Annotated in this window: 13 protein-coding genes; 4 read left to right on the top strand and 9 right to left on the bottom strand. The window is 24.6% G+C overall.

Translation table 11 applies throughout. The features are described from left to right. Window positions 1-347: 347 nt before the first annotated feature. From LPC13_RS15690 to LPC13_RS15675, 4 genes are all read right to left on the bottom strand, one after another. Window positions 348-1,748 carry a HAMP domain-containing sensor histidine kinase gene (locus tag LPC13_RS15690; RefSeq protein WP_234089001.1) on the bottom strand — a complete coding sequence of 467 codons (1,401 nt, stop codon included), beginning with the start codon at window positions 1,746-1,748 and terminating at the stop codon, window positions 348-350. 97 nt (window positions 1,749-1,845) lie between these two features. After that, window positions 1,846-2,514, bottom strand: coding sequence for a response regulator transcription factor (locus LPC13_RS15685; protein ID WP_005215225.1), 669 nt, complete (start codon window positions 2,512-2,514; stop codon window positions 1,846-1,848). A gap of 160 nt (window positions 2,515-2,674) precedes the next feature. Then, entirely contained in the window at window positions 2,675-3,343 is a 669-nt protein-coding gene (locus LPC13_RS15680) for an ABC transporter ATP-binding protein (protein WP_040419966.1), read from the bottom strand. A 13-nt stretch (window positions 3,344-3,356) separates the two neighbouring features. Further along, window positions 3,357-4,841, bottom strand: coding sequence for an ABC transporter permease (locus tag LPC13_RS15675; RefSeq protein ID WP_005215222.1), 1,485 nt, complete (start codon window positions 4,839-4,841; stop codon window positions 3,357-3,359). A gap of 206 nt (window positions 4,842-5,047) precedes the next feature. On the opposite strand from LPC13_RS15675, the gene LPC13_RS15670 reads away from it, so the two are divergent. Both LPC13_RS15670 and LPC13_RS15665 read left to right on the top strand, forming a co-directional pair. Next, entirely contained in the window at window positions 5,048-6,091 is a 1,044-nt protein-coding gene (locus LPC13_RS15670) for a serine hydrolase (protein WP_051040727.1), read from the top strand. A 119-nt stretch (window positions 6,092-6,210) separates the two neighbouring features. After that, window positions 6,211-6,456, top strand: a complete 246-nt coding sequence (locus tag LPC13_RS15665; protein ID WP_005215219.1) for a DUF2273 domain-containing protein — start codon at window positions 6,211-6,213, stop codon at window positions 6,454-6,456. A gap of 151 nt (window positions 6,457-6,607) precedes the next feature. On the opposite strand, the gene LPC13_RS15660 is transcribed toward LPC13_RS15665, so the two are convergent. The 4 genes from LPC13_RS15660 to LPC13_RS15645 form a co-directional block, all read right to left on the bottom strand. After that, window positions 6,608-7,882 (bottom strand): L-cysteine desulfidase family protein, encoded by a 1,275-nt coding sequence (locus LPC13_RS15660; protein WP_005215218.1) that lies wholly within the window; start codon window positions 7,880-7,882, stop codon window positions 6,608-6,610. A 174-nt stretch (window positions 7,883-8,056) separates the two neighbouring features. Further along, entirely contained in the window at window positions 8,057-8,398 is a 342-nt protein-coding gene (locus tag LPC13_RS15655; protein WP_195245356.1) for a hypothetical protein, read from the bottom strand. 294 nt (window positions 8,399-8,692) lie between these two features. Then, window positions 8,693-9,427 (bottom strand): phosphatase PAP2 family protein, encoded by a 735-nt coding sequence (locus tag LPC13_RS15650; protein WP_234089000.1) that lies wholly within the window; start codon window positions 9,425-9,427, stop codon window positions 8,693-8,695. Window positions 9,428-9,767: 340 nt separating this feature from the next. Next, entirely contained in the window at window positions 9,768-9,962 is a 195-nt protein-coding gene (locus LPC13_RS15645) for a hypothetical protein (RefSeq protein ID WP_234088999.1), read from the bottom strand. Window positions 9,963-10,185: 223 nt separating this feature from the next. Between LPC13_RS15645 and LPC13_RS15640 the strand changes: the two genes are divergently transcribed. Beyond that, entirely contained in the window at window positions 10,186-10,908 is a 723-nt protein-coding gene (locus LPC13_RS15640; RefSeq protein WP_051040726.1) for a polysaccharide deacetylase family protein, read from the top strand. A gap of 144 nt (window positions 10,909-11,052) precedes the next feature. On the opposite strand, the gene LPC13_RS15635 is transcribed toward LPC13_RS15640, so the two are convergent. Next, window positions 11,053-11,295 carry a hypothetical protein gene (locus tag LPC13_RS15635; RefSeq protein WP_005215210.1) on the bottom strand — a complete coding sequence of 81 codons (243 nt, stop codon included), beginning with the start codon at window positions 11,293-11,295 and terminating at the stop codon, window positions 11,053-11,055. Window positions 11,296-11,573: 278 nt separating this feature from the next. Here LPC13_RS15635 and LPC13_RS15630 point away from each other — a divergent pair, with 278 nt between their 5' ends. After that, entirely contained in the window at window positions 11,574-11,969 is a 396-nt protein-coding gene (locus tag LPC13_RS15630) for a carboxypeptidase-like regulatory domain-containing protein (RefSeq protein ID WP_005215208.1), read from the top strand. Window positions 11,970-12,463 lie beyond the last annotated feature (494 nt).

The following is a 12,463-nucleotide window of genomic DNA, read 5'->3' as shown; positions in this document are numbered from 1 at the left end:
ATGGACACATCCTTTCTTAACTAAATATTATTTTACTTAGTTCGATTTAATGTGTCCACTACTTTATACTAACACCAGATCTTAAACATGTAGTATTTCGTTGCAAAAAAGAAATAAAAAAGCAAAAGAATTAACAAATAATCATAATATAAAAAAGTTTGTGATATTATTGAATGTAATATCACAAACTTTTTTATATCAATATCTTTATAACTTTTATAAAAACTAGTATAAAGGTTTCTATATTTTATAAGTTTAATTACTATATCTATATAATATTAACTCTATACCATTTTAAACTTATGCTAGAAAAATACTCTACCTAAAACAAAATATATATTATAAATCTAAAATTTTATTTTAAATATTACTGAATTTTCTTTTGATTCAATTGAATAATTTATATTTTCATGCTTATCTAAAATAGTTTTTACTATATAAAGTCCTAGCCCAGTCCCTCCTGTTTTTCTATTCCTAGATTTATCTACTCTATAAAAAGCATTGAATATTTCACTCAGTTCATCTTTTGGAATTGTTACTCCAGTATTCTCCACCAATAATTTATGTTCCTCTAATCTAATAATTAGCCTTTCTCTACTTGGTGAATAATTTATAGCATTTTTAATTATATTAGTAATAACTTTTTTAATTAACTTTTCATCTGCAATTATAAATATATCTTCTTTAATATCCTCTTCTACCCTTAAATCTTTTTCTTTAATAAAAAATTGTAATTCATTTACTGTATTTTTTATTAAATTACTTATATTTACTTTTGTAAATTTATATTTAAAATTAACATTTTCACGTTCACTTAATTGAAGAATTTCTTGAACTAATTCTCTCATTTTTTGTATAACATCATAAGATTCTTGTAAATATTTATCTCTATCTTTATATTTACCTATGTTATACATCATTCCTTCTAATTGCCCACTAACAATAGTAATAGGTGATTTTAATTCATGTGAAATAGTAGCTATAAACTCTCTTCTTTCTTTTTCTAGTTCTCTCTCAACTTCAATCTCTTCTGTTAATTTAGAATTTATCTTTTCTAACTCTTCAAAAGATTCCTTTAAATTTGTATTCATTAAATTTAAACTACTTGAAAGTTGTCCTATCTCATCTTTACCTTCTATTTCTATAACATTATCAAAATCTAAGTTTGCCATCTTTTTAGCAACTGTATTTATTTTAATCAATGGTTTACTTATTAATAATGCATAAAATGTAGATACAGCAAATGCTATTATTACAATTCCTATTACTGCAAAAGGGAAAAATAATTGCATACTTTTAGTTGCTTCACTTATAGGATCTTCTGAAACATGTACTATTAAATTATATACATCTTTCATTGATTTTACATATATTTCTTCATCTAAAGTTAAAGCATCCTTTTTATTTCTTAATTTATATAACTCATCTGTTTGTTGCCCCTTTTGTTGCTTATATAATTGTTCTCTATAGTTATTAAATCCTATTTGAGGAATAACTCCTGTAAAATCTTCTAAAAACGGAATTTTCTTAGGGTTGTTAATTCCATCTTTAAAAGATGAATATATTATTTTATTTATATAGTTATATTCACTTCTTTTAACTAATACTACATCTACATTATTTTTATAGGAAAAATCATCTAAAACATCATTTATTTCTGCATTTTCATTATTATTAAAAGTAATCTTTACTGCTTCAATACCACCTTTAATTTTACCAATTTTATATGCCTCATAAACCTTAGGCATAAATAAATACATAAATATGTATAATAAAGAAAAAGATATCAATAGTATTAATGTGCTCCATATAAATATCTTTTTCTTTATACTTAAATTTCTCCATTTATTTTTCAAGAACATATCCTACACCTTTTACAGTTTTTATATAATCATACTGAATTTTTTTTCTAATATTTTTCATATGTGCATCTATAACTCTTGTATCTCCAAAATAGTCATACCCCCATATTTTTTCTATAAGCATTTCTCTCGAAACTACCATTGGGTAACTAGTTATTAACAACTTTAATATATTAAATTCTTTTAAAGTTAACTCTATTTCCGTATTATTTATAAAAGATTTAAAAGTTTGTAATTCTAATTTTAACCCTTCAAATTCTAATACCTCACCATTTTCCTTACTTTCACTTTTTCTTCTAAGTACAGCTTCTACTCTTTTAATTAAAATATTAAATGAAAAAGGCTTTGATATATAATCATCTGCTTCTAATTCAAATCCTTTAACTTCACTTTCTTCATCTCCTAATGCTGTAAGAAAAATAACTGCAATATTCTTATCTACTTTCTTTATCATTTTACATAAATTATGCCCATCAAGCTTTGGCATCATAACATCTAAAATAGCTAAATCATAACTATTTTCTTTAAATTTTTCATATCCTTCTAATCCATCACTAGCAGTATCAACTATGTAATCTTGTGAAGATAAAAACTCTACTATTAATTCTTGTATTTGACTATCATCTTCAACAACCAATATTTTATAACCCATATGTTCCTCCAATAAATTTTATAATTATTATTTATTTTACCATAGCACCATAACTTAAATACTAAATTCATAAAAATTTCAGTTATAAAATAACTCTATCTTAGTATATTTATCTTATAAATACTAAGACAGAGTTATTTTTAATTGTTTTATAATAAAATTATTTTTTAACTTTAAGTAATTTTTTATTTTTAACTGTATATATTTCATCTGATTGCATTGCAATATCTTTATTATGTGTTACCATAATTACTGTTTTGCCTTCTTTGTATACTATATCCTTAAATAATTCTATAATTTCATCAGATGTTTCTTCATCTAAATTTCCTGTAGGTTCATCTGCAATAATTAAATTACTTTCACAGCATAGAGCTCTTGCAATTGCTACTCTTTGTTGTTGTCCACCACTAAGAGTAAGTACTTTTTGCTTTGCTTGATCTTCTGTTAATCCAACTCTTTTTAATATATTTAATGCAACTTCTTTATTATCCTTTCCTTTTATTCCTTTTATAGACATAGCTGATGTAATATTTTCTATAGCTGTCATATAATTTAATAGGTTATACCCTTGAAAAATTATAGATGCATATTTATTTCTATACCTTTCTAATCCAATTTCTTTTAAATTGCTATTATTATAAAAAATATTTCCACTTTTTTGAGTATCTAGACCTGATGCAAGAGATAAAAATGTTGTTTTTCCTGAACCAGATGCCCCTATTATTGTATAAAATTTTCCCTTAGTAAAAGATACATCTATATTATCTAAAATTAATTTACTATTATCATATGAATATGATACTCCTTCGAATTTTAATATTTCTTCCATACTATTCATCCTCCTAGCTATGTTTACTTAAAATAGTCTTTGGATTTAATCTCATTATTGATATAGACGGCATTAATGTAGCTACCATTGCTAATAATAATGAAAGTCCTGCCATTTTTCCAAAGTCACCTACATTCATATTTATATCTAAAGTATCTATAGGCTCTACACTTGATCCGCTACCTATGCCTAATGCTACATTCATTGAGCCCTTGTTTGGCCTTGCCATTTCTTGACTTTGCATATTATCCTCTACACTAGTTATTTCATTTTGTATTAACTTGCTTCCAATAACATTACTTATCGTATTTCCACAAACTCCTGAAACACCAATTGCAACTACTAATACTATTACAATTTCAGCTAATAATTGATATACTATTTTACTTCTCTTTTCTCCAAGGGCCATTAGTATTCCTATTTCATGAGTTCTATCTTTTATTGATAGCATTATAATAAGAGCCAATATTACAGCTCCAAAAACTGTTACTAATATTAATGTTGTATTTGAGAATGATGCAACATTTTCTATTGGTCCCATCATAGTTTCATATGCTTGATTATTTGCATCTAATTTATAAGTATTAAAATCAATAGATGTATTATTTCCTTCTTCTATAAAAGCTTCAACATTAGCTGGATCATTTAAGTAAAATACTATACTATCAACTGCATCTTCATATCCTTCACCTTTAAATGTATTAACTAATGTATATGGTGCATAAATTTGGTTATAAGGCAGCATACTAGTCATTCTATATGCCATTTCACTTATTTCTGCTGTAGATTTATAAATTCCTACTATTTCAACTTCTATTGTTGACGTTTCATCTTGTGGATTTACTAATACTACAGTACTTCCAACCTCTAAATTGTTTTCAGTAGCAAAAGTTTCTTCAATCATGATTACATTACTATTTAAATCTTCATCTGTTATTTCTCTACCAGTAACTAATGTATTTTCTCCACTTAATGTAGCTGATGAAGTATTAAAATCATTTGTTCCAATCAAAGTAAAGTCTCCTGTAGTAATACCCATCCCTGGCATTTTATCTCCCATTGATGGTTTTTCAGCACTACTTGCACTTTGTTCTATAACTTCTTCTGTTTCTTCATTTCCAACTGCTGTGATATTTTCTATATTCGCATTACTGCTAGTTGTTGCAGAATAACTTTCCACATATTCCGATGTAACCAACTCATCTAAATATCCAAGTGGTACAGGCGTCTGAGTAAATTTCATTCTTTTTGCGTCTTGTCCACTTCCTTGACTTGATGATTGCTCTCTTTGTGCTTCCATCATCTTTTGTTGATCTACAGTTAATGTTACTGTAGCTCCTAATTCTCGTCTTGCTAAAATTGCAGCTTCTTCTGTTGCAGATTTTATACTAAATCCAGCTAGAACCACAATACATACAGTTAGCATTACTGCTAATACAATTATAGTTCTACCAACTCTTTCTTTTAAGCTTTTTAATGCTCTAAAAATAAAATTCATCTTTTATCCTCCTAATTATTTTAAGTTCATACATATGATGATTTAATTGTCTTTATTTCCCATGAATCTTATCTGAATTTAATCTATGTTTACATATTAATTTTCTGAAGAAATATTCAGTATTTTATTTATTATTCTTCATTCTTTGTACACTTTCCCGTATTAATATTTACTTTGTAATATTAAATTTTGTGGAGGCCTTACCAATGAATATAAATACATTACATAAAAATAAAAAACTTAAGTTAAAATTATCATTATTTACACTATTAATATCTTTTTTAGTCTGCTATTTTCTTTTAACACTTATATATAAACATATAAAAACTAATTCTGAATTAATTATTAATTCTACTGATACATTAGTATCTTCAGAAAGCATAGTATCTAGTACATCTTCATCTAGGTTTATTACTGATTCAAAACAATATGAACTTACACAAGCTTCTCAAGCTTTGACCTTATCTATAGATGAAATTAACTATTATTCATCTTTATCTTATAATGAACGACTTAATTTTCTTTTTAATAACTCATATTCCTTAAAAGATAGAATTGAAGTATTTTTAAGTACTGATATCCATAATGTAGGTTTAATTTATTACAATTTAAAATCTAACGAAGAAATTTCCATAAATTCAGATAGTATTTTTACAGCTGCAAGTACATATAAAGTTGGGTTGAATTTATTGACATATTACTTAGCATCAATTGGTGAAATTAATTTAGATGATGAGATAAGTTATATATATGATGATTACGAAGAAGGTACCGGTGTATTGTATTTACAAGATTATATTGGAACATATACAATTCAAGAATTATTGGATTTATCTATAATTTATTCTGATAATATAGCAACTAATATGGTTGGTAGATATCTTGGTGGGCATACAGCTGTAAGAAGTGCACTATATGATTTACTTGATATAGAGTTTATTACTAGTGAAAATTTAATTACTCCTAATATAGAACTAAAAATCTTACAATACATTTATAACAATAGGTACTTATCAGGCTTTTCTCATCTAATAAATACCTTAACACAAACTGATTTTTCTGATAGACTTGATAAATATATTCCCTCAAACATAGTTGCTCATAAAGTTGGGACTATTGATACTAATATCCATGATGTTGGAATAATATTAACTGATGAACCATATATACTTGAAATATATACTTATGATTTACAAGATGCTGAAGAAAAAATAGCTCAAATTTCAAAAGCTATTTATGAATCTTATTAATAAATTTAAAAATTTTATTTTATGAATAATTTATCTTTTTATAAAATTATTTCCATTAATTATATTTTATACTATAATTTAGTTATGTAATTTCTAAATTTATTAAAGGAGGTCATCTCATGAGTAATAGAAGTACACGTAGACAAAATAAAAATAAAAACAAGAAAAATGTTGAAATACCAAATTCATTATCTTACGGTACTGTGATAGGTTTAATTGTTGGTTTAATCATTGGTTCTGTAATATTCTTCTTTACTGATAATATGTTTTGGCTAGCATTATCTCCTATAATTTGCTTATTTATAGGTTTAGGTATTGGTTCATACTTTCCTAATACAAAAAAATCATTAAAAAAGCATTCTTAAAATAGTCCTAAATCTTTAATTTATAACTTATACTGTTATCTATAAGTTATTTAGTAAATATTAGCTAAAAAAATGATGATATACTCTTATATAAATCTTTTGATTTTAATAAGCTATATCATCATTTTTATTTATATATTTTTAAAATAAATTAAGCTTCCAACATTATTTCTAGTATTTCTTTATCAGTTTCTTTCATTCCATCTTTACCAAGTCTACCTACTGCATTTATTGTTGATTCTATATTATTTTTTAATATTCCTGTATTTGAATCATAAGCTTTATCAGCCATTGCAATGTAATGTCCCATCATAGCTGCATCTACACTTGTCGCTATTTTAGCTCCGCAAGATGCTTTTGCACCATCACATACTATGCCTGATATATTTGCTAAGGTATTTGTTATTGTTTTATTTATTTGTTCTAGTGTACCTCCATCTAAATAAGTTATTGTAGCCCCACTAGCACAGCCTGCACTAACTGCTCCACAAAAAGCTGAAAGTCTTCCTATTCCTGTTTTTTGATGAATTGTTATAAGATTAGAGAATACTAATCCTCTATATAATTTCTCTTGTGGTAATTTTTTTTCTCTAGCATATATTATGACTGGTATAGAACTTGTCATTCCTTGATTTCCACTTCCTGAGTTAGTTACAACCGGAAGAGAACTTCCACTCATTCTTGCTTCAGATGCAGCTGCAGCATATCCTTTAAGCTTAGCAACTATGGAATGTGGATAATTTTCTAATATAATCTTTCCAATTCCAACACCATAAGTTCCCTTAAGACCTTCTTCTGCAATTTTAATATTATATTCTATTTGCCTATCTAATATCTCTTTTACATCATCAATATTTACAGTATTTGCAAACTCATAAATATCTTTTACATTTAATATACGTCTATCAACAAATACTCCTAAATACTTATTATCATCTTCTTGATTTTCAAAAATAATTTGTCCATTTTTAACCACTTTAGCAATATTATTATGGGCATATTTTATTTCTACAATTGCGCTGTTTTCTCTACAATATGCTTCCATTATTATATGTAATTGCACTTCTGAATTTAGTCTTTGAACCTCACAAAAGTCTTCATTTATTAATTGTTGTGCCTTTTTTATATGTAATTCTGAAACATCATTTATAACTTCTAATTCCTTACTTGCATCCCCTGCTAAAACACCAATAATAGCACTTGCTTTAATTCCAACTAAACTTCCTGTATTAGGTACAGTTACACACATGGCATTTTTAATTATATTTCCACTACATTTTGCAATAATTCTTTCTGGATTTTCTCCAAGTGTTTCTCTTACCTTTGCTGCAGCATATGCAATTGCAATAGGCTCAGTACATCCCATAGCTGGTACTAACTCTTCTTCTAATATTTTTATATAATTCTCATATAAATTTTTATTCATTATGTTTCCCTCAATCTCGTCATATTTTTAGTATTTCAATTAAAAATATATCTCTCCTAATATCTTATTTTTATTATAAGCCCTTTACCATATAAATTCTATACCATTAATAAATTAAAAATCTATTCATATATTTTTTGATATTTTAGCTTTTACAAAAAAATAAGAAGTTATTTAAAACTTCTTATTTCTATTGTGATTTATATAATTTACAGCTCTCATTTTAAATCTTTCCAATTCCTTTAAATTATAAAAATGATTTAAATCAGATACTAAAAATAATCCATTCATTATTAAATATTTAAGATCTCTTAAATTATTATTTTCTTCATCAGTTACTGTTATCTCATCACTTTCAAATTTTAATGCTTCAAACTTCCCTAAAGCACTCTTAAGATTCTCTATAATTTCTTCTTCAGTAAATGATTCAAAATTATTAATAACTAATTTATCAATAAAACTAATAAAATCATCATTTACTTTTTTAAACTTTTCATATGTATTTAATAAACTCATATTTTACCTCTTTCTAAAATCAACTTTTCATAATATTAATTTTATTATATAAAATTACATTATTCAATTCTTCGCTAAAATCTTTTAAATTGTCCAATTATAAGTTTATTATATAATATACTCATATTTTTCTTTATTCTTACATATATTTACCTAAAGAGTAATTTTAATAATATAATCCATAAATCTCATAAATACTCCTCCTTAAGTATAAATTTAATTTACAAACGTTTATGGATTTATTTAAAAATAAAGGATTCTGAGTGGAAAGTTTCAGAATCCTTTATTTTTATTTTATTTATTAGTAATCCTTTCTTCATCATTTATAATGTTTTTTCTTCTATATTTAAGAATTATTTTTTCTTTAATTTCATATGGAAAGTTTAACATTCTATCTAGTATATTTAATTTTATTTTATTTACAAAAAACATTATAATTTCACATAATACTATAGATATAAATATATCTATAACAAAATGTTGTTTTATAAAAACCGTAGATAATATTATCAATACTCCTATAATTTGAGTATAATAAAATACCTTTTTAGAATCTTTATATTTAGTATACCTCATTATATAATACGTAGTTAAAACATGTAGATATGGAAAGCAATTAAACGGCTTGTCTATTTGATAAATTAAATTAACAATCCAATCAAAAACAGTTTTATTATCTACTCCAGGTCTATTTATTTCTGTTGGAAAAAAGTAATATATTAAATAACATATACTCATTCCAATAAAAAAGGATATAAACGTCTTTATATATTCTCTTCTTGATTTTACTAATATAAAAATAAATCCGATAACTATATAAATATACCAATATATATATGGTATTACGAATATTGAATTAAACTCTATATAGTTATCTAACTTAATGGTTAAATCGTATCCTTTTTCACTAGTATGACTAGCTAAAATATAATTAATATTTATTATGGGTATAATCAAAAACCATATCAAATCCAATATTTTAATTTGACTTTTCTCTGAAAATTTTATTGTATCTAAATTAATTTCCATATAGCCCTCCCCACTCTCCTTATTATTCAATTTCTTCATTATTATTGTACGTTCACTTCAATTATTTTTATTACCATTTCTATATTGTAAATAACAAAAAATCTCCTTATAATGAAATTTACTTAGTAAACTTCATAATATTTTATCAAGTAAACTCTAAATATTAATTTCAATATACAGAAAAGCTTATAGTTTCTTGTACATAAAAAAAGTCCTTACACCTTAATTACGCTGTAAAGACTATAAAATATTTTAAAATTTTAAATATTTAATCTATATTATATTGTACTTTTTTTAATACTTATAAGTACTCTTATTTAAACTTCCTTTACTGCTATTCTTAACTATCCAATAATTTAAACATTTCTGCTACTGACTTTTTAATACTATCTGGTAAATTACTTAATGCCTTTTGTCTTTTTCTTTCATCTTGTATTTGAGCTATTCTCATTATTTCTTGTTGTAAACCAGGAGTTCTATTTAATTCCCCTAATAATCTATTAAACTTCTCTGCAAAAACTGGATCTTCATTCATTTTTTCTATTTACTCTCATGATAAGTTCATATGGATTCATACTTTGTACTCTCCTTGAATTCTTTATAATTTTATAATATTCTTCAAATTTATAAATGTTCATTATTAAACTTATCATATATCATAAATAAATAAGTTTTTGTACATTTTATTTATTTGCCTTGCATAAATGTTGTCCTAAAATGAAAAACTATTTAAAAGATTTATCTAAGGAGATGTTTTTTTGGGATATTCATTTAACAAATTTTTATTATGTATATTTAAACTTATTATATTTTCAACAATATTGACTTTCTCTTATAATTTCCAAGCTTTTAGCGATGATAATAAAAAAATTGTTTATCTAACTTTTGATGATGGACCTAGTAAAAATACGGAATTAATTTTAAACATTTTAAAAGAAAATGATGTTCATGCAACATTTTTTATAATTTCTCCATATATAGAACCACATATAAAGTTTGTTCAAAGAGCTTATGAAGAAGGAAATGCTATAGGTAATCATACTGCTGATCATGAATTTGAGCATATTTATACTTCTGAAGATGCATTCTTTAAAAGTTTTAATAAGCAACAAGAATTTATTAAAGATACAACTGGATCTTGTTGTACTATTTTTAGGTTTCCTGGTGGATCACATAATACTCTTGTAAGAAATGCCAGAGGAAAAGATTTTACTGCTAATATCACAAAAAAGTTAAATGAACAAGGAATTAGTGTTTATGATTGGAATGTTGATTCTGGCGATGCTAAAGGTAACAATATTCCTGCTAGTGTTTTAATTAATAATGTTTCAAAAAATCTTAAAGATAAAGATGGTAATTATAAAAATCCAGCTATTATTCTTATGCATGACTGTATGACAAAAAATACTACAGTAGAAGCTTTACCTGGAATAATTAAATTACTAAAAGATGAGGGCTATACATTTGAGATATTAAAATAATTAATTTATTAAATAAATTTTACAATACTAAAAATTATTTCTTTCTCAAAAAAAATAAGAGTTTTGTATTACTTGTTTAAGTAATTTTTTACAAACTCTTATTTTTTTATTTATATAGTTTTATTATTATAATAATCTATTATATTAATAGTTTATACCTGCAGCAACAATATTTTCTTTATCTCTTGAAGAACATGGTGTTACTCCATAAGTCATTTCACAATGAGGACATTTATCTACTAATATTTTCATAGTAAAAGTTTTTCCACAACTACATTCTATTTCATGTGGTGTCATTAAAGGAAAATCAGCTTTACCTTTACTTCTTACTAAATCAACTACTGCCTTTCCATCTTTTTTATTCATACTTCCACATCCACAGCTCATTAATATTCCTCCTAAACTTACAAAAATATATACATATTATATACTCAATTCTAAATTTATTCAGTAACATCTGTTACAATAATCACTTTTATTTAATATTTTTTATAATTATATAACGCCTTTTTAACTTTAATATATAAATAGACCACTTTTTCTCTAATTTTCAAAGCCTTAAAAGCTTTTAGTAATTATTCTAATAATTTTTCAAAATAAAAACACATCATTTTTATATAACGAATATACTATAGTATATTATTTACACTTAGGAGGATAAGTTTATGAGCGGAAGAATAGGAAATTGCACTTTTAAAACTGGTAGTAATCAACAAATAGATGCAGTTGCAAGGTTACCAAGGGAAAATAGGAGTTGTATATTTGGTACAGTTCTTGATGAAAATAACCAACCCGTAGTAGATGCTGTTGTTAAATTACTTCAAGTTGTTGATAATTGTTCTTACCCTATACCACTAACCCATACTTTTACTGATAATAATGGACAATTTTTATTAGGTCCTTTATGTCCAAATACAACCTATATGTTAAAGATTTATAGTGACAACGTTCAAATTGTTCGTAAATGTCTAAAAGTAAATTGCCATACTGGTTCATGTATAAGTGCTAACAATCCAACAACAACATCATCATCTGATAATTCATCAAACTGTCGATGTTAATTTTCTTCTTTTAGATAACAATTTCATGCAGAAGATAAACTCTTTTAAGTAAAATGGGTAGCAACGCTACCCATTTTACTATATAAAGAAATTTTTAATTTAACTTCATCTCTACCTCTGCTAAAATTAAATAATATTGTAATAATAAACTTTTAGGAATTTGTATATAAAACTTTTCTATTTTATTTAGCATGTTCTTTACTTTATTGTACATTATACATATGCAATTGTAGCATTATTCATTAATCTTAAAAACTTCTCCTAATTATTTTCTTTTTCTCATAAATCTATATTTCTATAAAAATAATAAAATATTTTTAATTTATCAAATTTAAAATTTCATAATAATAAAATATAGTTATCGCTTAATTTTTTTATTTATCCTATTTATAATTTATTATTATATTTTTTATAATTTATTTGGTCTTATGTCAATATTTTGGACACAAAAAGTCAAACTTTTTTATGCTGCACTTCTAGCTAATAATTCACAT

This window comes from Clostridium celatum (assembly GCF_021412605.1).
Lineage (GTDB): Bacteria > Bacillota > Clostridia > Clostridiales > Clostridiaceae > Clostridium > Clostridium celatum.
The sequence above is the reverse complement of the archived record's forward strand: the minus strand, read 5'-3'. Positions and strand labels throughout refer to the sequence as shown.